A 20,709-nucleotide genomic window follows, 5' to 3' on the forward strand; every position below is an offset into this window, starting at 1 on the left:
AGTGGACTCAAAGCAGCGAGGACGGCACGAGCGTGGTCACAAGAGCGTCTTGTGCGGGAGATCGAACGTCATGCGCGCCAGCACATGATCACCGTCGCCTCAACCGCGAGTTTGCGAGTGTACGTATCCGAGTGGGAGAACGGCCGACGGACGATCTCCAACCACTACGCCAAGATCCTCCGCGCGCTGCTCGGGATCACCGACGACGAGCTGGCGGGCGGATCACAGTCGCCTCTGGCGCTCGCCACGGCTGACGGGTACGACGAGCTGATTGGCCGGATCGACGAGGCCAAGAACGTCAGCCTGACGATGGTCGAGACGTTCATGGACCAGACCGAACTGCTCCGGACCATCGACCGGCAGATGGGCGCCGCCAGCCTGGTCGACCAGATGACTTCACACCTGACACGGCTGGAAGACGCCCTCACCTTCGCGGTACTCCCGGACACCCGACGCCCGGTCGCCCTGGCTCTGGCCGGAGCAGCCACCTTGGCGGCTTGGCAGGCCCTCGACGTCGGAGCCGTGGAACGAGCCTGGCGTCACTACGAGCTGGGGAAGCGCGCCGCCCAGGAGGCCGAGGAGCCCATGTACCTCGCGCACGCCACCGCCGAGCAGGCATACGTGCTGTGTGACGCCGGACGTCCTGAGATGGCGGTGCATCTGGTTCGAGACGCACAACGGCTCGGTGGAAAGGGCATGTCTCCACGCCTCAGGGCTTGGCTGTACGCAGCCGAGGCGGAAATCTGCGCCCGAGCTGGGCTTCAGGCCGAGTGTCAGCAAGCTCTTGAACTCGCGACGCGACACCTGCCCGCAGGAGAGGACGCCCGCGACCCGGACATGCTGAGCATCTTCCTGAACGAAGGCCACCTCACCAGGTGGCGCGGGAGTGCTCTCGCCCTGATCGGCGACGCGGAAGCAGTGGGCAACCTGTACGCCGCACTGGAGACGACCGACCCCACGTTCATCAGGGCATCGGCGGGACTCCACTGCGACTTGACCCAGGCCCACCTGGCCCGCGGCGAGCACGACCAGGCGCAGAAGCACTTGCGGCAAGCCCAACTGGTGGCAAGCCGAACCCGGTCAGTACGTCACAGGCGCCGGATCGAGCAGCTCACTCAGCGGTTGTAGGCGACGCGCCGACACCCCGCGAAGCGAGCACATGCAGGAGGGCGACCAAGGTGCCGGACCCCATCAGCTCACCACGAGCCATCAGCCCGGGAATGTCGGACAGAGGCACCCAAGCGATGTGCCCGGCCTCTTCCAGATCGGTCGGCTCACCAACGAGCTTCGCCCCATGACCGACGAAGATTTCATGCGGCGAGTCGACCATGCCGACCATGGGTTGGTAGGTGACCACATGCTGCAAGGCGTCCGGCCGCCAGCCGGTCTCTTCCTCGACTTCGCGCAAGGCGGTCTGAAGAGGTTCCTCCCCCGGATCGACAATGCCGCCCGGCAGCTCCCAGCCGAAGGAGTCAGGGACGAAGCGGTACCGCCACATCATGAGCACCCGGTCCTGGTCATCGATCACGGCGGCGATGGCCACATGGTGCAGCTTGACGACATGGTGCTCGAAGCGCTGCACGCCGGGCGGTTCCACGTCAACGAGGTTCAGCTTCACCCATCGGTTGTCGTACACCGTCCGCTCACCGTGGATCTTCCAGGGCTCGACGTCCGTCGGCGCTTCGGTGGTCACTGACCGATCCGGCACCCGGTAGGAGCTACGGCCGTGCACCTCGACGACGCCTTCAGCAACGAGCTTGGCCAGCACCTGGCGCAGGGCTGTACGGCCGATCTCCAGATCCTCCGACAGGGTCCGCTCGGACGGGAGCTTGGAACCTGGCAAGTACTTGCCCGCAGCGATCCACTCGCGAATCGTGAGGTAGACCCGCTCCGACTTCGGTCCCATCCGGTCAGCACACTCCTGCCGTCGCTGATTTTAGTTGCGCACGTACCTAAAACCAGAGTATCCGTGTGCCTACTCACGTGAGTAGGCACCGATCGACCAAGACGACCCGCCGGAGCGCGGTAGAACTTTCCCTACTCGATCAAGGCGGCTCGCTCCGCTCCCCGCGCGCGGCACGGCCCCCGGCCGGGCCTGCGCTCCTGTCTCCGCCCCGCTCCAGCCCGGCCGCCGCCCGTGCCGCGCGCACAGCGATCAACCGCCTGATGTCAGAGAAGGGGGTACGTCGTGGCTGGGGCCGGTCGGCTCCACGGCTTTAGGCAGCCACTTTGGGGCGAGCCTCTAAGATCATGGCCCCAACGTCGTGCTTTAACGGGCAGGTCCACAGACTGCCCGACGCGCCGGAAGCTTACGGGGCCATGATCTCTCACCCCAAAGCAGCTCCAGCCCAAAGCCGCTCCACCGACCTCTCTGGCCAACTACTCAGGAGTCGATGGACGTTCTACACCCGCCCAAGCAGCCAACAAAGCCGCAGGGGTTGCGCTTGAGAAAGAAAGCGCTGCGCGAAGTTGCGGCGCCAGTGCAGCGCTCGCAATCTCGGTCACGATTCCTTCAATCCCGGCCTTGAGGCTATCTAGTCCCTCAATGAATTTAATGCCCCCATCTCCAACCGGGTCTTCCGTCGCGTATCTCCTGGCTCGCCGGTCAGCAACAGCCGATCTTGCAAAGTGGTCCCGCGCATCGGCCCCGACTTTCTCTGTAGTGACAATTACGGGTACATCCGGCCTAAAAATCCCGACCTTAGCGCCGAAGGAATAGGCATTCCCTAGATTGAACTCCTTATCTTTGAGCTCGAACAGCACAAGGCGACCATAAATCTCTGCCACACAGTCCACTTCCTCCCCGGAATACTCCTGCTCCATTCGAACACTCTGGATAGGCACGCCAAAGTCGAGCAAGTGTTGCAGCACCAAAATGGAAAGCCAGGCACTGCCGTCAAGCATGGACCGAGCGAAGTCAGTTACACTGAGCGCTTTTTCGTGCTTTTCTTCTGATAGTGGACGCCCGCAGGCACACCGAATACCCTGCTCATCTAGGCCATTCAACACATCGGCCGTCGCAACGCGATTTACCTGAGCAGAAGAGTCTCGACAAATCACAACAATTTCAGTGCCAACCAGCCCCTTATCGATGAGCAGCTGAACGATAGTGTCAATGCGTCCCCGCTCCCTGGTTGGGATCTGCTTCGGCGCATCGCCCAGCAGCAGGCCGCTAGACGACTTGATCGCTATAGCCAGCCTGCGCACGGACTTGTCTGACAATGCATCAGCCGCGTCCAGCTCTTCGTCGGTAGGTAGCCGAGTGGTATTCGACTTACCTTGTGCCATTTCTCGCAGCCGCCGACTCCGCGACGGCGGTTCCCGGAACTCAATCTCGCCCCAAACCTCAGCAATAACCCTTTCGAATTCTGCGACGTCAGGGTCATCAACGAAGGGAACTGCATAGGTAACGCGAAGCGTGGAGTTCTTTTCCTCAGTAGTTACGATCTCGCCTTCGCTATTACGCTCACGACTGAGGCGCAATGACTCGGAAACGCACAGAATAATTAGAACACTGCCGAACGCGTAAATCTCAGCATCGATCACGTCTTCCTCGGCAGAAAAAGACGAGTGGGCATACGAGCTAGCACCACCACCAGTGAAGGCTGACTGCGGCACCCCGAACAATTCAGACTGGCGCTGAATGAGCGGTCGAATGATCGGCTGATAAGTCGCGGGCAGTTTACTGGTGAGGACTTGCACCGCATCGACCGGGTGCGACTTTACTCGTGCCCATCTGTTGATTCTACGCAGCATTCACACACGATGGCACACACAGCTTGATCTCCGCTACGTGTTTGCATGAGTTGCCATTTCTCTTGGTAGAGGAGAGACCCGGAAGACCACCCACACGCCCAGCCACGGGCCCTCACCCCGCGCTCAGCGGCACCGAGGCAACCAGCAATCGAACTGTTAAGCGGATGTCGGAGAAGGGAGGCCTCGAAGGGCGTCCGAGGCCTCCCTTCTCCGCTGAACACGGGTTGCCAGGCAGAGGCCGTCGCGGAAGCGACCGGTCTTTCCTCGCAGCACTAATCGGGCGTTGCCAGACGGCTTCCACGACTGGTCGCCACGCGCAGCACGTCCCGCAACGCGCCTACCAACTGCCCGGAGACGAGCCTTAGTTTCTCCAGATCTTCGGTCTCATCGTCGAGTACCTGAACTGTCTGCCCGAGCAGTTCGGCAGCCATCCCGAGTTGCACCGCCTCGATATGGTCCGCCAAGCGGGACATGTAGCCCTCCCGGTCGTCGGTGTCCAGGTAACACGGCTTGCCCTCTGGCCCAACCCACGGGAGAAGCCTCAGTTCGTTCTGCGCAGTCATCCCCGCGTCTGCCTCTCGGTGGATCTCGCTACTGGATGTCGGTGCACCGCCGGGTGCCCAGTCGCTCATTGCTTCGCCTCTGGCTGGCCCGGCCTGGCCGGACGCCGAGTGACACGGGCAGCCACAGGCCTCGTAGATCAGCGGCACGTCGACCGGCGCCGAAGCCGGGGAGGACTCCGTGCAGGCGCCGTGCGTGCCGATCCGGCAGGCGGGCGAGCGGTAGGGGACAGCCGAGGGGGCCGGGCTGTGGGTCTGCCGTCGAGAGGGCATCAGTAGGCCCCCAGAAGGGCCGACCGGGCCTCGGTCGACAGATGGGGAGCGACGACAACCGTCGGGTGCTGTCGTGCGCGCCTTTCCCAGGCCAGCACGTACGGGCGGACGAGCGCGGTTTCCTCGCCTGCGAGCGAGTAGCGGTGCCTCGGCCAGTCGGAGACGCGCGGCAGGGTGAGCGTCGGTTCGTCAGCTACCGGCGGTCGGGAGGGCGTTAAGGGGCGGCGGTGCCTGCCCTTGGAGAAGTGCCGCGCCCTGGTGAGGGAGACGGCACGGCGGATACGGTTGAGCACGCTGAATCAGCTCCTATCGCTGATGGCTCGGTCCCCCGACATCGCCCGTCGTGGGGACCGGTTTGTTTACGACCGCCCGGAGAGTGCGGCCGTTCCGGCAGGTGGCGAGGAGCCCGAACCGATCGGCCTCAGCCAGCGCCGCCAGGACCTCCTTCCATGACTCGGCGGAGAGTGATTCCGGCACCTCCGCTTCGACCGATGTGAATCGGGCGTGCTCCTCCATGCGTGTGGGGAGCCCGACGGCGGACAGCCGGGCGGCGATGGCCGCCGCGCTAACTCCCGAAGCGGGCACAGGGCAGCCTCCGTCAACTGGCGATCACTTTCAGTGAAGTTAGTTAACTAGATTAGAGCTAGTGGACTAGATTTTCCATATGCCTGAGCAGCCGCCCTATCTCCGCGTCGCCGACGAACTCCGGCGGCGGATCGCGGAGCACGTATGGGAGCCAGGGGACCGCCTGCCGTCCCGCGCCCAGATCGGCCAGGAGTGCGGGGTGGGCGAGAACGTGGTCCGCCGGGCGCAGGAGTTGCTGATCTCCCAGGGTGTGCTGGAGGGCCGAGCCGGATCGGGCACCTACGTCGCCGAGCCCCGGCAGCGGGTGCGCGTTGTCCGGTCGTCAGCGCGTGAGCAGCCCGAGGGGTCGCCGTTCCGCGCGGACATGAGAGCCGTCGGCAAGCACGGCGACTGGGAGAGCCGGACCGACGCCAAGGTGTCGGCCCCGGCGGACATCGCAGCGCGACTCGGTATCGCCGAGGGCGAGTTGTGCGTCCGGACGTCGTACGAGTTCCTGGCCGACGGCAGGCCGGTGCAGGTGTCGACGAGTTGGGAGCCGTATGACCTCACCGCAGGCACCCTCGTCGTCCTTCCTGAGGGAGGGCCGCACGCCGGGGCGGGAGTCGTGAACCGCATGGCCGCTATCGGAATCACCGTCAGCCATGCCGTAGAGCAGCCGGAGCCCAGGCAGGCGACCGCTGAGGAGGCATCACTTCTCGGCATCCAGAAGGCCGCGCTCGTCACGCACATCCGGCGGACGTACTACAGCGACCAGGGGCGGCCCGTGGAGACGGCGGACATCGTCGTACCCGCCGCTCACTGCGAAATCGTGTACGAGATTCCGATCAATCGGTAGTCGGCGAGGGCCCTCTCAGCCGGGGCGCGACCGTGCCCCTTCCGTGCCCGACCGGTCGGGGAATCATGGGGAACGGCGGCGCTTGGTGGGGAGCACGCATGGCGACGGCCCCCGACCGTCTTGCCTGGTCAGGGGCCGTTCACTTGCGGAGGCTGTGGGATTTGAACCCACGGTGACATCGCTGCCACGACGGTTTTCAAGACCGTTCCCTTAGGCCGCTCGGGCAAGCCTCCCCGCGCCCCGTTGGGGGCGCGGGGATCAGCCTAGCGTGTCAGTTGTCTCCCTTGCGCTGCCCCAGGGTGACGTCGACCGTTGAGGTCTTGCCGTCGCGCTTGTAAGTGAGGGTGACCTTGTCGCCGGGCTTGTGCGTCCAGATCTCGCTGATCAGGGTCGGGCCGCTGTCGATCGCGGTGTCGTCGAGCTTGGTGATGACGTCGCCGGACTTGAGGCCCGCCTTGGCGGCCGGGCCGCCGGGGACGACGGCGGGGCTGCCGCCGCTGCCGTTGGCGGCGATCGTGGCGCCGGCGGTGGAGTCCTTCATGCTGACCGTGGCCTCGATCACCGGGTAGACCGGCTGGCCGGTCTTGATCAGCTGCTGGGCGACGGTCTTCGCCGTGTTGATCGGGATGGCGAAGCCGAGGCCGATGCTGCCGGACTGCTGGGATTCGCCGAGGCCGCTGCCGCTGCCCGCGGACTGGATGGCGGAGTTGATGCCGATGACGCCGCCGTCCGCGTTGAGCAGGGGGCCGCCGGAGTTGCCGGGGTTGATGGAGGCGTCGGTCTGCAGGGCGCTCATGTAGGAGGCATTGCCACCGCCGCCGTCGCTGGAGGCTACCGGCCGGTTCTTGGCGCTCACGATGCCGGTGGTGACGGTGCCGGAGAGGCCGAAGGGGGCGCCGATGGCGACCGTGGCGTCGCCGACGACGACCTTGTCGGAGTTGCCGAGCGGCAGCGGGTCGAGCTTGGCGCCGGCGGCGTTCTTGAGCTTGATGACGGCGACGTCGTAGCCCTGGGCCTTGCCGACGACCTCGGCGGTGTACCGCTTGCCGTTGGAGAAGGTGGCGGTGAGCTTGCCGTTGTCGGCGGCGGAGGCGACGACGTGGTTGTTGGTGAGGATGTGGCCCTGCTTGTCGTAGACGAAGCCGGTGCCGGTGCCGCCCTCACCGTTGTTGCCCTGCGCCTCGATGGTGACGACGCTGGGCAGGGTCTTGCCCGCGATGTTGGACACGGAGCCGGGTGCGCGGCTCTCCGCCTTCGGGTTGCCGACGGCGGAGACGGTGGTGGTGTCGCCGCTGTTGTTCTCCCGGTCGGCGGCCCAGAAGCCCACGCCGCCGCCGATGCCGCCCGCGACCAGCACGGCGGCCAGGACGGCGGCCACGAGCCCGCGCGGCTTGCGCTCCGGCGTCCCGGGAGGGGGCGGCGGTACGGGGGCGGTTCCCCACGGGTCGCCCGGGCCGCCGCCCTGGGCACCGGCGCCCGGGGCGCCCGGCGCTCCGCCGTCGGCGGGCCACTGCCCGGCGCCGTAGCCGGGGGCGCCGTAGCCGGGGGCACCGCCGGGCTCGCCCGCGCCGGTCGACGCGAACGCAGCCGGGGGCTGGGCGGGGGCGGCCGGGGGCTGGGCCGGAGGGGTGGGGGAGGACGGCCCGGGGGACGACGGCGCGGGGGCGTCCGCCTTCGCCGTGTGGTCGGGGCTCGGCGCCGTCTGGCCCGGGGCCGGTGGCGTCTGGTCCGGGGTCTGGCCTATCGGCGCTTCCGGTGCGGCCGGCTTCGCGCCCGCGGTGGGCTCGAAGTCCGGCGCGGGCGGCACCGCGGGGTTCGGGTGCGGCGCCGGAGGGGCCGGTTGCGGCCCGGCCGCAGGCGGTACGGCAGCGCCCTCGTTCTCGGTGCTCACAGCTGTCTCCTCAGGTGCACGACAGTTTTTCCATGACGGCCCACGCGTACGTATTACCGTTGTCAGCTTTTCCCACGGCGCGTCAGACCGCCGTAAGGAGCGGCGGCCGTGTGGACTACCACCCTTTATCCCGGACAATTCGCCCTACCGCCATTCCGGGCAACGGCCGGAAGAGGGACCTGCCACCGATGGACACCGGGCGGTGGCACCATAACGCGGTGACCTATGCGCGTTCTGACCGGGACATCCGCCCGGGTCCGCACACCGTGTCCGTCGTGGCTCACCGAGGGGCCTCCGAGGACGCGCCGGAGCACACCCTGGCCGCGTACCGCAGGGCGATCGAGGACGGCGCCGACGCGCTCGAATGCGATGTCCGGCTGACCGCCGACGGCCATCTCGTCTGCGTCCACGACCGGCGCATCGACCGCACGTCCAACGGCCGGGGCGCGGTCTCCGGGCTGGAGCTGGCCGATCTGGCGGCGCTCGACTTCGGGTCGTGGAAGGGGCAGGCCACCGACAGGGAGGCGCCGGACCGGAACGGCCGCGACAGTACGTCCGTCCTCACCCTGGAACGGCTGCTGGGCCTGATCGCCGACGCCGGACGCCACGTCGAACTGGCTGTCGAGACCAAGCACCCCACCCGGTGGGCGGGTCAGGTCGAGGACCGGCTGATCCAGCTGCTGCGCCGGTACGGGCTCGACGCGCCGCGGCCCGGCGAGCCGCCGCCCGTGCGCGTCATGAGCTTCTCGGCGCGTTCGCTCCACCGGGTGCGGCTCGCGGCGCCCGCCATCCCCACCGTCTATCTGATGCAGTTCGTCCTGCCGCGCCACCGGGACGGGCACCTTCCGCCGGGGGTGCGCATCGCGGGGCCCAGCATCCGGATCGTGCGCAACCACCCGACGTACGTGGCGCGGCTCCAGCGCGCGGGGCACCGAGTGCACGTGTGGACGGTCGACGAACCGGCCGATGTCGAGCTGTGCGTGCGGCTGGGGGTCGACGCGCTGATCACGAATCGCCCCAAACAGGTACTGTCCCAACTCGGGCGCTCATAGTGGGCATTACAAGGCGTGCACCGGCGCGTTCGTTACGTATTCGATCGTGACGAGTGCGTCACACGATGCCACTTGGCCGGTTTCCGCTCCAGTCCCATGGGGCATCCATCCCCTGGCGTGGGGCTAAGGAGGTCTCGGGGGTGGCGTTGGTGGTGGCACACAAGGTGCCGACGTCGTCGACCATGGCCGTACCCCATGGTCCTGCGGGCGTCCGCGCGGCAAGACAGTGGATGCGCGGCGATTTGAGCAGGACTGGGGTATCGGATTCGGTCATAGACGACGCAGTGTTGATCCTTTCGGAACTGCTCAGCAATGCGTGGCGGCATGGCAGCCCATGGCGCTCCGCCCCTGGCGGCGGGACGGTTCGCGCGGCGTGGAGCGTCGATGAAGACGATCGGGTGATGGTCGAAGTCACCGATGGCGGTGGCCCCACAAGGCCACTTCCGGCCAAACCTTCCGTCACGGCTCGCGGCGGTCGCGGGCTGAACATCATCAGGTCCCTGGCCGACGACTGGGGCGTACGGGACGGCACGGGCGAGGTCACCGTATGGGCCCTCCTCCCGGCCGACACCGGCTTCACCGGCCGGGTCATGCTGCCCAGCGTCGGGGCGAGTGTGGGCCCGGGTATCGGCCCGGGTGTCGGCACCGGCCTCGGGGCGAACATCGACGCGACCGTCGACACGAACATCGATCCCGATTTCGACCGCGAGCTGGGCTTCGCCGATCTGGACGAGCTGGCGTGACCGACGCGGCGCATCTGGCCGACGAGGTTCGGCCGACGGGCTAGGCTCCCGCCCGTACGCGTAGCCGTACGAGTACGAGGACGTACGCGCCGACAACGGCGTTACGCACCAGCCCTGAGCCGCCACGATCGGGAGACAGCCACATCATGGCCAAGAAGCGCCGCCCCCAGACGAAGGCCGCAGGACCCCGGGGCGCCACGGGCGACATCCCCGTGGTGGGTGCGCGGGAGCCCTGCCCGTGCGGTTCGGGCCGCCGCTACAAGGCCTGCCACGGCCGCGAGGCCGCCCACGCCGTCACCGAGCTGGTGCAGCGGCCCTTCGAGGGGCTGCCCGGCGAATGCGACTGGGTGGCGCTGCGCGAGCTGGTGCCCGCCGCGACCGTCCGGCTGCCGCTCGCCGAGGGGCTGCCCGAGGGCGTGCCGTCGGTCACCCTGGCGACGGTGCTGCCGATGGCCTGGCCCGCGCTGCGCCGGGACAGCGGCGCCGTGCTGCTCGGCCTCCAGAACGACACGGCCTCCGGCGACCTCAGCCGCGACCTGGCCGACACCCTGCGGCGCGCGCTGACCGCCGAGCCGGGCACGCCGGTGTCGGCCGAGCGGGCGCCCGGCGACGGTCCGCGCCTCCAGGATCTGCTCGACCCGAACGGCGCTTTCACGCCGACCCTGCACGAGGGGTTCGAGTTCTGGCTGGAGGACGCCGCGAACGCCAGCGGGGAGGTCGCCGCGTCCCTCGAACGGGCCAACGCCGCCGCGATCCCCACCGCCCGGCTCACCGGCGTGGAGGCCGCCTACTGGTGCGAGACGCCGGAGAAGAACCACCTGCGCTGGGTGATGTCCCACCCGGAGGAGAAGCTGCTCGACGCGCTCGCGCGGCTGCATGCGTCGGGGGCCTCCTCGCTGGGCGAGGACACCCGCCTGGTGGGCTCTTTCCGGGCCCACGGGCTCACCGTGCCGGTGTGGGACCTGCCCCGCGGCATGGGGGCTGAGGAGACCGAGAAGCCGGCCGCGGAGCTGGCGGAACGGCTGGGCGAGGCGCTCGCCTCGGACGAGCCGCTGACCGCCGAACAGCGCCGCGCCCGGGGCGGTCTCACCAACCGTCAGGTGACGCTCAGCTGAGCGTTCCGAGGGGTCGAGCGAGCGGCCGAACCCGCGTGACGCCGCTCACAACTCACAGTTACGCCCTGGAAGTCCGCGTCCGGAAATCCGCGATCGAATTTGCTTAGGGCCGATCTCTTGTTACGGTTCTAAAAGCCCGGTCGCTGGTGCATCCCCCGTCGCCAGCGACCGGGCGCTTCCATGTCCGGCACCGGAACGGATGACTCCGGTACGTAGCCGACACGGCAGCCGGCACGCAGTCGGCGTGGCCCAACTGACCGCCGCATCGCGGAAGTTGCCCCCGAACGCATCACACGCGGCGAGGCCGTGGGCCGCACCGCGTGTGCCGTGGGGGTCGAACGTCAGTACGCGAGCCGACTGCCTCCGTCGGGCGCGCTGCTGCTCGCCTCGACGAGCGCGTCCACCACGGTGGCCACCTCCGGCAGCCAGGGCCGCCCGCGGCGGCGCTGCGGCGCCCGCTCCCAGCGCACCCGGCCGAGCCCCGTCTGCGACGGCGGCAGCACCAGATAGCCGCCCTCGCCGTGGAACCGGAGCGAGCTGGGCACCCAGTCCTGGCGGTTGAGCAGCTCGCCCAGCTCTTCGAGCGAGTACGGAGCCACCAGCAGCGACCAGCGGGTGGGCGTGGCGACCACCGGGCCGAGCCGGACGCCCGCCCGGTCGAACGCGGCCAGCGCCCTGGCCCCGGCGACCGCGGGCAGGCTGAGCGCGCACGGGGCCGTGCCGCCGGTGGCCAGGAGGAGCGGCGCATCGGGGCGGTTGGTCCACCACCAGCGGATCATGCGCGGATCGGTGGTGGCGGCGAGGAGAACGGGGTCGAAGGGGTGGCCGCCCGGCACCGCGCAGTCCGGGTCGGGACAGCCGCACACCCGCAGGCGTCCGCCGCCGGGCCGGAGGCCGACACCCGGCAGGACGGGCCACTGCCACTCGGTGGCGCAGGTGAGCGCCGCGCGGAGCTGCGGCGAGCGTGCGCCACGCCGCAGCGAGAACTTGCGTCGCCTTCCGAGGATCTCGCGCATGAGCGCTCGTTCCTTTCCGTTAACGCCGAGGGCTGTATCCGTTCGCACTACATGGCACTTCACATGGCACTACGTGCCGCTGTCGGGCGTCGTTCGGCCACTCACAGCACGTGGATCACAAGTCACTGCGCGTACAAGGCAGCGCATCACGCCGCGGGCCGAGCGTGGAACGTGGCGAGGGGTGGCGCGCGCATGGCGCTTGCCGTCCTGGGTGGTGCGTTTCCTCGCCCTTCGGGGAGGGGCGCGGCCGTTGTGGTCTATGACGCCTGGACCGGCCGCGGGGTTCCGGGGCGGTCCGAACTGCCCCAGTCCCTCTCCGAATGTGTACCCGCCGCGTTGGAGACGACGCGCTGTCGAATGACGTCAGTCGACCTCAAATTGACAGCGTAACGACTTTTTTTCAGCCAAGTTCAATTCCCCACAGACACTAACAAGAGCACCGGGACAATGCTGGACATCGCCTCTCCCGTGCGTGTACATCTGGAGACAGTAGCGGCACAGTAGCGGCGCAGCACGACAGGGGGTTTGCGATGCTATTGAGCAAGCTGGGCGCGACGGGTGAAGGCAGCGGTCCATGAACTCGCCCCATCCGCCGAAAGTGGCTGGAATCGATTCTTCCCTCCCCGTACCCACGCAAACTGCCGATCCCCTCGGCCCGCCCCTCGCCGCGCCCGAACCCGGTGTTCAGGACCGGCTCGCCGGGTGGGTCTCGGATCTCACGGCGCTTCACGAGCTGACCGAGCGGCTGGTCCACACCAGCGGCCTCGACGACGCGCTGCGGGAGCTGCTGCGCGCGGGCGCCGCGCTCGTGGGCGCGCAGCGCGGGCTGGTCGCGCTCGAACCGGCGGACGGGCAGGGCCCGGTGACCACCGTCGGCCTCGGCCTCGGCCGCGCCGACCTCGGCCAGATCGAGACGATCCCGGGCAGCTCGGCGCCCGGTGGCCATCTCCTGGACGGGCTGCCCGAGCCGGGCGGCAAGCGGCGCGCCGACGTCGCCCACCCCGACATCGCGGGCGAGCCCGGTCTCGCGCCCCGCCATCGCGAGGTCGCCGCCCGCCTCGGCTTCGCCGCCAGCTACGCGGTCCCGCTGGACCCGTTCCCCGGGTCCGGTCCCGGCCCCGGCTCCGGGCTCGCCGTCGTCCCCGCCCCCACCCCCGCCGCCGAGGACGCGTCCCCCGCCGCGGGCGACCGTACGGCGCGTACGGCACCGGGCGCGGTGCCGGGCGCGGTGCCGGGCGCCGCCGCCCCGGTCTCCGCGCAGGTCTCCGCCCCGGCCGGTCCCCCCGGGGTGGCCGCCGTGCCGGAGGGGCGGCTCGGCGCGGTCGCCTGGCTCTACGACGAACCGGCCGAGCCCGAGGAGCACCAGCGCCATCTGGTCGCGCTGTACTGCCGTTACGCCGCTGCCCACATCACCCGGCTGATCGAGCTGTCCCGCGCCCGCGCCACCGTGGCGACCGTCCGGGAGGAGCTGCTGCCCACCCGGCTGCCGCGGCTTCCCGGGGTGCGCCTGGCCGTCCGCCACCGGCCGGCCCCGAGGGGCGGCGGGGACTGGTACGACGCGCTGCCGCTGCCGGACGGCGCTCTCGGCCTCTCGGTCGGCACGGTCACCGGTTCCGGGCCGAGCACGATCGTCGCGATGGGGCGGCTGCGGGCCTCGCTGCGCGCGTACGCCGTGATGGAGGGCGAGGATCCGGTCGCCGTGCTCTCCGATCTGGAGCTGCTGCTGCGGCTCACCGAGCCCGCCCGCTCCGCGACCGCCCTGTTCGCCTACTGCGAGCCCGGGGTGCGCCGGGTGCTGCTGGCCGGGGCGGGGCACTGCCCGCCGCTGATCACCGGGGAGAGGCGCACGGAGTTCGTGGAGACCACACTGTCCGCGCCACTGGGCATGCTGTCCTGCTGGGAGGCGCCGAGCGTGGAGATCGAGCCCGCCTGCGGTGAGACGCTCATGTTCTACAGCGACGGGCTGCTCCGCCGCACCGGTGAGCCGATGGACCGGGCCTACGCCCGGCTGCACGCGGCCGCGGCCGGAGCCCCCAGGGCGGTGCGCGCCGATCCGGACGCCTTCGCGGACCATGTGCTGCTGGCGATGCTCCCCGGTGAGAGCGGCGGGGGCCAGGACGCCGACGCGGGAGACGACGCGGAGGACGTCGTCCTGCTCGTCGCCCACTTCGACTGCCCGGCTGCCGACAGGCGGCCGGTCGAGGGCTGATCGTGCGGCCTCCGTGACGTCTCCCGGGGGCCGTACACCCCGATCTACCATGGGAGAGGTCCAGTTCGAGGAGGATGACGTGACCGAGGAGCCCACTCCTGACGCCCTGGAGACCCCGGAGGCCGAGGAGCAGCCCATCAAGCAGCGGAAGAACGGCCTCTACCCGGGCGTGTCCGACGAGCTTGCCGAGAACATGAGGTCCGGCTGGGCGGACACCGAGCTGCACGATCTGAGCCCCATCGAACAGGCACCGGACACCGCCCGCCGCCGCGCCGCGCTCTCCGCGCGCTTCCCCGGCGAGCGCCTGGTCGTCCCGGCGGGCAACCTCCGCACCCGCTCCAACGACACGGAGTACGGCTTCCGCGCCGCGACCGAGTACGCGTACCTCACCGGCGACCAGACGGAGAACGGCGTCCTGGTGCTGGAGCCGGACGCGGGCGGGGCGCACCGGGCGACCGTCTACCTGCTGCCGCGCTCCGACCGGGAGAACGGCGAGTTCTGGCTGGACGGCCAGGGCGAGCTGTGGGTCGGGCGGCGGCACAGCCTCGGCGAGGCCGAGCAGCGCCTGGGCCTGCCCGCGAAGGACGTGCGCGAGCTGGCCGACCAGCTCCGGGCCGCGACCGGCCCTGTGCGCGTCGTACGCGGCCATGACGCGGGCCTGGAGGCGGCGCTGACCGACAAGGTCACCGCCGAGCGCGACGAGGAGCTGCGGGTCTTCCTCAGCGAGCAGCGCCTGGTCAAGGACGAGTTCGAGATCGGCCAGCTCCAGCGTGCCGTCGACTCGACCGTGCGGGGCTTCGAGGACGTCGTGAAGGTCCTCGACAAGGCGGAGGCGACCTCGGAGCGCTACATCGAGGGGACGTTCTTCCTGCGCGCCCGCGTCGAGGGGAACGACGTCGGTTACGGCTCGATCTGCGCCTCAGGGCCGCACGCCACCACGCTCCACTGGGTGCGCAACGACGGCCCGGTCCGCTCCGGCGATCTGCTCCTCCTCGACGCCGGGGTCGAGACCACCACCCTCTACACCGCGGACGTCACCCGCACCCTGCCGGTCAACGGCAGCTACACCGCGCTCCAGCGGAAGATCTACGACGCGGTCTACGAGGCGCAGGAGGCGGGCATCGCGGCGGTCAAGCCGGGCGCGAAGTACCGCGACTTCCACGACGCCGCCCAGCGCGTCCTGGCCACCAAGCTGGTCGAGTGGGGCCTGGTCGAGGGCCCGGTGGAGCGCGTTCTGGAGCTGGGTCTCCAGCGCCGCTGGACGCTGCACGGCACCGGCCACATGCTCGGCCTGGACGTGCACGACTGCGCCGTGGCCCGCACCGAGACGTATGTGGAGGGCACGCTGGAGCCCGGCATGTGCCTCACCGTCGAGCCCGGCCTCTACTTCCAGCCGGACGACCTGACCGTGCCCGAGGAGTACCGGGGCATCGGCGTCCGGATCGAGGACGACATCCTGGTGACGGAGGACGGCAACCGCAATCTGTCGGCGGGGCTGCCGCGGTCCGCGGACGACGTCGAGGCGTGGATGGTCCGGCTCACCGCCCAGCGGAGCTGAGGCGGAATCCTCACAGGTCCATGGCGGGGGAGCGGCGGTCGCCGCTCCCCCGCCGTCGTTGAACATCCGCGATTGACCGCCGATAAGGTGCGTGCCCATGGCGGAATCGTGGGTCAATGCGGCGGAGGCCCTGGGCAGTGATCTGCATCTGGAGCTGGCCGGGGCGGGCGGCCGGCGGGCCGCCCTGACGCACGCGCTGCGCGACGCCGTACGGAGCGGGCGGCTCGCCCCCGGCACCCGGCTGCCGCCCTACCGCTCGCTCGCCGCCGACCTCGGCATCGCCCGCAACACGGTCGCCGGGGCGTACGCGGAACTGATCGCCGAGGGCTGGCTCACCGCCCGCCAGGGCTCGGGGACGCGCGTGGCGCCCCGGGCCGACCCGCCCCCGGCGCGGCGTACCGGACCCGCTGCCGCACGGGCCGAAGGACACCGGGGGAGCGCCCCGCGCACCGTCCACAGTCTGCTCCAGGGGCAGCCCGACGCCGCCGCCTTCCCGCGCACCGCCTGGCTGACCTCGGCCCGGCGCGCGCTGACCGCCGCGCCCAGCGAGGCGTTCGGCCCCGGCGATCCGCACGGCCGCCCCGAGCTGCGCCGCGCCCTGGCCGACTACCTCGCCCGGGCCCGTGGCGTACGCACCGATCCGGAGCGGATCGTGATCTGCTCGGGCTTCGCACACGCCCTGCGGCTGCTGAGCGGTACGAGCGCGCTGCGCGGCAGGGTGGCCGTCGAGGAGTACGGCCTGGGCTTTCACCGTTCGCTGCTGGCCGCCGCCGGAATCCGGACGGTGCCGCTCCCGCTGGACGAGCACGGCGCCCGCACCGAGGAGCTGGCCGCCCGCCGGGACCTGCGGGGCGTGACGACCGTGCTGCTCACGCCCGCCCATCAGTTCCCGACCGGCGGGCCGCTGCATCCGGAGCGGCGCGCCACCGCCGTCGACTGGGCACGGGCGGGCGGCGGGCTGATCGTGGAGGACGACTACGACGGGGAGTTCCGCTACGACCGGCGGCCGGTCGGCGCCGTCCAGGGCCTCGACCCCGACCGGGTGCTGTACGTCGGCTCGGTCAGCAAGAGCCTGTCGCCCGCGCTGCGTCTCGGCTGGATGGTCCTGCCGGACGCGCTGGTGGACGAGGCGCTGGCCGCGAAGGGCGAGCGCGAGGGTTGGGTGAGCGCGCTCGATCAGCTGACGCTCGCGGACTTCCTGGAGTCCGGCGGCTACGACCGCCATGTGCGCCGGATGCGCCAGCGCTACCGGCGGCGCCGCGACCAGCTGGTGGCCGCACTCGCCGAGCGCGCCCCGCACATCCGGGTCTCCGGCATCGCCGCCGGGCTGCACGCGGTCCTCGCGCTGCCGCCCGGAACGGAGTCCTCCGCCGTACGGGCAGCCGCCGCGCGGGGGCTGGCCCTCGACGGGCTGGCCGACTACCGCCACCCCGACGCCCCGGGACCGGCCCACGACGGCCTGGTCGTGGGCTATGCGACCCCGCCCGATCACGCGTTCGCGGGGGCGCTGGACGCGCTGTGCCGGGCGCTGCCGCCCGGTGAAGAGGACGCGATCACGACGCTCTGAGCAGGGAGTCCTCGCGCCACTTGAGGATCTTGTCGAAGCTCACCACCACCCCGCCGCGACCCGGGCGGTCGCGGTAGCGGACGTGATCGGTGAGCGCCTCGATGAGAAAGAGCCCCCGCCCGTGCTCCGCGTGTGCGGGAGCCGGACTGTGCGGGTGCTGCGGCCTCGGCGCCACTGCCGGACGCCGCTCGCTCCGGGTGCGCGTCTCACGGCGCACGGTGCCACGGCCGGTAAAGCCGGGGCCCGAGTCGGTGACCTCGATACGGCAGGTGTCGCCGTCGATGAAGGCCGTGACGCGGTAGTCCCCGCCCGTACCGTCGCTGCCGCCGTGCTCCACCGCGTTCGCGCATGCCTCGGAAAGGGCGACCGACAGATCGTAGGAGATCTCCGGATCGACTCCGGCCGTCTCCATGGTGCCGAGGAGCAGTCGCCGTGCGAGCGGAACGCTCGCCGCCTCGCGGGGCAAATGGAGTGACCACCAGATGCTCATGCTCCAGCCTCCCGGCCGCGGCTCGACATACCGTTACGTATTGCCTGGGTCCATGGTCCGTAAGCGTCCGATTGGCGTGACTCCGCTCATTCGGCGGACGCGCGCGGTAGGCGCATCGGTGTATAGGCCTGTCCCGGTGTGCGCCGGTACGCCCTACCCGCCGTAGGGAACGCGTTTACCCAGTGGGATGATGGCGCGGCCATGGCTTCCCCTGTCGCCCGTGCGGGTGCCGATCTGCGCATGCTGCGGGCCGCGGTGTTCACCGCGGTCTGCGTCGTGCTGTCCGCGGCGGGGCATGTGCTGGCGTCCTGCGCGACGGTGCCGCTGTGGACGCTCGGCGTGGGGGCCGCGGCGATGTTCGCGGTGGCGCTGCCGCTGGCCGGGCGGGAGCGGTCGCTGCCCGGGATCGCGTCGGTGCTGGCCCTGGGGCAGCTCGCGCTGCACAGCCTGTTCGGATACGGGCAGCAGCAGGCGGCCGCCGCCACGGCTGGCGCCCACCGCGCGGCCGAGGCCGACGGACATGTCATCGGCATGGCGGCGAAGCTGCTGTGCACCACGCTCCCCCGCCGCCTCGACGCGGCCACGGCGCACCGGATCGTCGCCCGGTCGGGCATCGACCCGTCGTCGCTGCACCCCGCGCCGTCCACCGCTGCACCCGAGTCCGCGCACCCGATGGGCCTCACGGCCCTGTTGCCGTCGCTGCCGATGACCCTGGGCCATCTGCTGGCCGCTGTGGCCGTCGGCTGGCTGCTGCGGCACGGCGAGCGGGCCGTGTGGCGGGCGGTACGGCTGTCGCTGGAGGGGGCGCGCGGGGTTGCGGAGGCCGCGCTCGTACGGTCGCTGCGCGCCGCGCTGGGCCTCGTACGGACCCTGCTCACCGGGCTCATGGACGCCGCGTCGGACGCCGCACCGCCGCGCCCGCGCACGGACGGGGCCGACGAGCGCGGGACGACGGCCGTCGTCCTGCAGCACAGCGTGATCCGGCGGGGACCACCGGCCTGCGACCTCGCGGCCTGACGACGCGACACGCCTCCAGGGGGATCGGAGGGCGGTCGCGCCGGGGCCGCCTGCGCGCCGACCCACCGATCACTCCTCATCTGGAGCGTTTGCATGAACGCCATGCGTCTTCGCCGTCCGCCGGTTCTCGGCGGCCTCACCGCGGGCGCCCTGGTGCTGCTCGCCGCTGGCCCCGCCTTCGCGCACGTCAGCGTGCAGCCGGGGCAGGCCGAGAAGGGCGGCTACAGCACCGTCGACTTCAAGGTGCCCAACGAGCGGGACGACTCCTCGACCGTCAAGCTCGAGGTCAACCTGCCCACCGACCATCCGCTCGCCTCCGTGATGCCGCAGCCGGTGCCCGGCTGGGACGTGAAGGTCACCAAGTCCAAGCTGGACAAGCCCATCGAGACCGACGACGGCAAGGTGACCGAGGCGGTCACCAAGATCACCTGGACCGGCGGCAAGATCGAGCCGGGCATGTTCCAGCAGTTCCCGGTCTCGGTCGGCCCGCTGCCCGAGGACGCCGACCAGCTCGCCTTCAAGGCCCTCCAGACGTACGACGACAAGCAGGTCGTGCGCTGGATCGAGGAGCCCAAGGAGGGCGCGCCGGAGCCCGAGAACCCGGCGCCGGTCCTCAAGCTCACCGACGCCGCCGAAAGCTCGGACGGGCACGGCTCCGCGGGCGCGGGCGACGCCAAGGGCACCAAGGCCGCGGCGTCCGGCGGCACGGCGAAGACCGCCGCCGCGTCGGACGACGACAGCACCGACACCACCGCACGGGTGCTGGGCACCGCGGGCATCGTCATCGGCGCCGCCGGAGTCATCTTCGGGGTGCTCGCGGGCCGTCGCCGCTCCGCCTGACCAGCCGGCGGCGGGCCCCGGGCCCGCCGCCGCCACGCACCACCGATCCCACCGAATACCTGGAGAACAGCTCCATGCGCACCAAGATCCTGGGCTCCGCCCTCGTCGCCGCCGCCGCGCTCACCCTCACCGCCTGCGGCGGCTCCGACGACGGCGGGGACAAGGGGGGCAGCGCCGCCAGCGTCTCGGGCGGCCAGAAGACGGGCCAGGCGATCGTCCTGAACGGCGACGCCAAGGCCAAGCCCGACCTCGTCCTCACCGACACCGAGGGCAAGAAGTACGACCTGCTCAAGGAGACCAAGGGCCACCCGACCCTGGTCTTCTTCGGCTACACCCACTGCCCGGACGTCTGCCCCCTGACCATGAGCAACCTCGGCATCGCCGTCTCCAAGCTGTCCAAGGCCGAACGGGAGAAGCTGCGGGTCGTGTTCGTCACCACCGACCCGGAGCGCGACACCCCGCAGCGGATGCGCAAGTGGCTGGACGCCCAGGGCGGCAAGGACTTCGTCGGACTGACCGGCGACTTCGACACGATCCAGGCCGGGGCCAAGCCGCTCGGCATCTTCATCGAGAAGCCGAAGAAGGAGAAGGACGGCAGCGTCACCGTCAACCACGGCGCCCAGGTGCTGGGCTTCTCGCCCAAGGACGACAAGGGGCACTGGATCTACACCACGTCGACCTCCCCGCAGCAGTACGCCAAGGACCTCCCGAAGATCATCAAGGGGGAGAACCCGTGACCTCCCGGCACCGGGCCGCCGCGGCGGCCGCCCTCGCCCTCGGACTGGCCGGCGCGCTCACCGCCTGCGGCGGCGACGACGGCGGCAGCGGGGACCGCCCGAAGCTTTCCGTCAGCGGCGCGTACATCCCGCGGCCCGCGATGGCCGACATGGCGGCGGCCTTCCTGACCGTGACGAACAAGGGGGGCGGCGCGGACAAGCTGACGTCCGTCACCACCCCGCTCGCCCCCGACGTCACGATGCACACCACCAAGGGCACCCAGATGAAGCAGGTCAGCTCGCTCGACGTGCCCGCGGACGGCGAACTCCGGCTGACCAGCGGCGGCGATCATCTGATGCTGACAAAACTGGCCCACAAGCCGAAGCTCGGTGAGAAGGTCGAATTCACCCTGCACTTCGCCACCTCCGACCCCGTGAAGATCAAAGTCCCGGTCGAGCCGATGACGTACCGTCCCAAGGACTGAC

The 20,709-nt window shown here is 70.4% G+C and carries 20 protein-coding genes and 1 tRNA gene; 12 read left to right on the plus strand and 9 right to left on the minus strand.

Annotation, left to right across the window (positions count from 1 at the left end):
- Positions 1-84 precede the first annotated feature (84 nt).
- A complete protein-coding gene (locus ACH4TL_RS15065) occupies positions 85-1,128 on the plus strand; it encodes an XRE family transcriptional regulator (protein ID WP_398314898.1) in 1,044 nt (347 codons plus the stop codon).
- On the opposite strand, the gene ACH4TL_RS15070 is transcribed toward ACH4TL_RS15065, so the two are convergent.
- The 5 genes from ACH4TL_RS15070 to ACH4TL_RS15090 all read right to left on the minus strand — a co-directional run bounded on the left by ACH4TL_RS15070 (position 1,112) and on the right by ACH4TL_RS15090 (position 5,174).
- Positions 1,112-1,906 (minus strand): NUDIX domain-containing protein, encoded by a 795-nt coding sequence (locus ACH4TL_RS15070; protein ID WP_398314135.1) that lies wholly within the window; start codon positions 1,904-1,906, stop codon positions 1,112-1,114. The genes ACH4TL_RS15065 and ACH4TL_RS15070 overlap by 17 nt on opposite strands.
- A 473-nt stretch (positions 1,907-2,379) precedes the next feature.
- The gene (locus ACH4TL_RS15075; protein WP_398314136.1) at positions 2,380-3,756 is read right to left on the minus strand and encodes a hypothetical protein; all 1,377 of its coding nucleotides are present in this window, start codon (positions 3,754-3,756) and stop codon (positions 2,380-2,382) included.
- 272 nt (positions 3,757-4,028) lie between these two features.
- The gene (locus ACH4TL_RS15080) at positions 4,029-4,319 is read right to left on the minus strand and encodes a hypothetical protein (protein WP_398314900.1); all 291 of its coding nucleotides are present in this window, start codon (positions 4,317-4,319) and stop codon (positions 4,029-4,031) included.
- A 269-nt stretch (positions 4,320-4,588) separates the two neighbouring features.
- Positions 4,589-4,882, minus strand: a complete 294-nt coding sequence (locus tag ACH4TL_RS15085; RefSeq protein WP_398314138.1) for a hypothetical protein — start codon at positions 4,880-4,882, stop codon at positions 4,589-4,591.
- Positions 4,883-4,895: 13 nt separating this feature from the next.
- Entirely contained in the window at positions 4,896-5,174 is a 279-nt protein-coding gene (locus tag ACH4TL_RS15090; RefSeq protein WP_398314140.1) for a hypothetical protein, read from the minus strand.
- Between the two features lie 79 nt (positions 5,175-5,253).
- Here ACH4TL_RS15090 and ACH4TL_RS15095 point away from each other — a divergent pair, with 79 nt between their 5' ends.
- Positions 5,254-6,009 carry a GntR family transcriptional regulator gene (locus ACH4TL_RS15095; protein WP_398314142.1) on the plus strand — a complete coding sequence of 252 codons (756 nt, stop codon included), beginning with the start codon at positions 5,254-5,256 and terminating at the stop codon, positions 6,007-6,009.
- Between the two features lie 146 nt (positions 6,010-6,155).
- On the opposite strand, the gene ACH4TL_RS15100 is transcribed toward ACH4TL_RS15095, so the two are convergent.
- Positions 6,156-6,242 (minus strand) — tRNA-Ser (locus tag ACH4TL_RS15100).
- A 38-nt stretch (positions 6,243-6,280) separates the two neighbouring features.
- Complete coding sequence (locus ACH4TL_RS15105; RefSeq protein WP_398314144.1) at positions 6,281-7,900, minus strand: S1C family serine protease; 1,620 nt, start codon at positions 7,898-7,900, stop codon at positions 6,281-6,283.
- Between the two features lie 188 nt (positions 7,901-8,088).
- On the opposite strand from ACH4TL_RS15105, the gene ACH4TL_RS15110 reads away from it, so the two are divergent.
- The 3 genes from ACH4TL_RS15110 to ACH4TL_RS15120 all read left to right on the plus strand — a co-directional run bounded on the left by ACH4TL_RS15110 (position 8,089) and on the right by ACH4TL_RS15120 (position 10,810).
- Entirely contained in the window at positions 8,089-8,952 is an 864-nt protein-coding gene (locus tag ACH4TL_RS15110; protein WP_398314146.1) for a glycerophosphodiester phosphodiesterase, read from the plus strand.
- Between the two features lie 65 nt (positions 8,953-9,017).
- A complete protein-coding gene (locus tag ACH4TL_RS15115; protein WP_398314902.1) occupies positions 9,018-9,695 on the plus strand; it encodes an ATP-binding protein in 678 nt (225 codons plus the stop codon).
- Positions 9,696-9,841: 146 nt separating this feature from the next.
- Entirely contained in the window at positions 9,842-10,810 is a 969-nt protein-coding gene (locus ACH4TL_RS15120) for a DUF5926 family protein (protein WP_398314148.1), read from the plus strand.
- 341 nt (positions 10,811-11,151) lie between these two features.
- Here ACH4TL_RS15120 and ACH4TL_RS15125 read toward each other — a convergent pair whose 3' ends face one another.
- A complete protein-coding gene (locus ACH4TL_RS15125) occupies positions 11,152-11,826 on the minus strand; it encodes a bifunctional DNA primase/polymerase (protein ID WP_398314149.1) in 675 nt (224 codons plus the stop codon).
- A gap of 574 nt (positions 11,827-12,400) precedes the next feature.
- On the opposite strand from ACH4TL_RS15125, the gene ACH4TL_RS15130 reads away from it, so the two are divergent.
- The 3 genes from ACH4TL_RS15130 (at position 12,401) to ACH4TL_RS15140 (ending at position 17,160) form a co-directional block, all read left to right on the plus strand.
- Positions 12,401-14,035 carry a SpoIIE family protein phosphatase gene (locus ACH4TL_RS15130; protein ID WP_398314151.1) on the plus strand — a complete coding sequence of 545 codons (1,635 nt, stop codon included), beginning with the start codon at positions 12,401-12,403 and terminating at the stop codon, positions 14,033-14,035.
- Positions 14,036-14,084: 49 nt separating this feature from the next.
- Positions 14,085-15,593, plus strand: coding sequence for an aminopeptidase P family protein (locus tag ACH4TL_RS15135; protein ID WP_398314153.1), 1,509 nt, complete (start codon positions 14,085-14,087; stop codon positions 15,591-15,593).
- Between the two features lie 97 nt (positions 15,594-15,690).
- Positions 15,691-17,160, plus strand: coding sequence for a PLP-dependent aminotransferase family protein (locus tag ACH4TL_RS15140; protein WP_398314155.1), 1,470 nt, complete (start codon positions 15,691-15,693; stop codon positions 17,158-17,160).
- On the opposite strand, the gene ACH4TL_RS15145 is transcribed toward ACH4TL_RS15140, so the two are convergent.
- Positions 17,147-17,650: an ATP-binding protein gene (locus tag ACH4TL_RS15145; protein ID WP_398314157.1), complete on the minus strand. Its 504-nt coding sequence runs from the start codon at positions 17,648-17,650 to the stop codon at positions 17,147-17,149. The genes ACH4TL_RS15140 and ACH4TL_RS15145 overlap by 14 nt on opposite strands.
- Before the next feature lie 201 nt (positions 17,651-17,851).
- Here ACH4TL_RS15145 and ACH4TL_RS15150 point away from each other — a divergent pair, with 201 nt between their 5' ends.
- From ACH4TL_RS15150 to ACH4TL_RS15165, 4 genes are all read left to right on the plus strand, one after another.
- The gene (locus tag ACH4TL_RS15150; RefSeq protein ID WP_398314159.1) at positions 17,852-18,667 is read left to right on the plus strand and encodes a hypothetical protein; all 816 of its coding nucleotides are present in this window, start codon (positions 17,852-17,854) and stop codon (positions 18,665-18,667) included.
- A 102-nt stretch (positions 18,668-18,769) separates the two neighbouring features.
- The gene (locus tag ACH4TL_RS15155; protein ID WP_398314161.1) at positions 18,770-19,507 is read left to right on the plus strand and encodes a YcnI family protein; all 738 of its coding nucleotides are present in this window, start codon (positions 18,770-18,772) and stop codon (positions 19,505-19,507) included.
- A gap of 74 nt (positions 19,508-19,581) precedes the next feature.
- Positions 19,582-20,244 carry an SCO family protein gene (locus tag ACH4TL_RS15160; RefSeq protein ID WP_398314163.1) on the plus strand — a complete coding sequence of 221 codons (663 nt, stop codon included), beginning with the start codon at positions 19,582-19,584 and terminating at the stop codon, positions 20,242-20,244.
- On the plus strand, positions 20,241-20,708 hold the full coding sequence (locus tag ACH4TL_RS15165; RefSeq protein WP_398314165.1) for a copper chaperone PCu(A)C: 468 nt from the start codon (positions 20,241-20,243) through the stop codon (positions 20,706-20,708). The genes ACH4TL_RS15160 and ACH4TL_RS15165 overlap by 4 nt, the downstream gene beginning before the upstream one ends.
- Position 20,709 lies beyond the last annotated feature (1 nt).

Source organism: Streptomyces sp. NPDC021115 (genome assembly GCF_044333065.1).
Classification (GTDB): Bacteria; Actinomycetota; Actinomycetes; order Streptomycetales; family Streptomycetaceae; genus Streptomyces.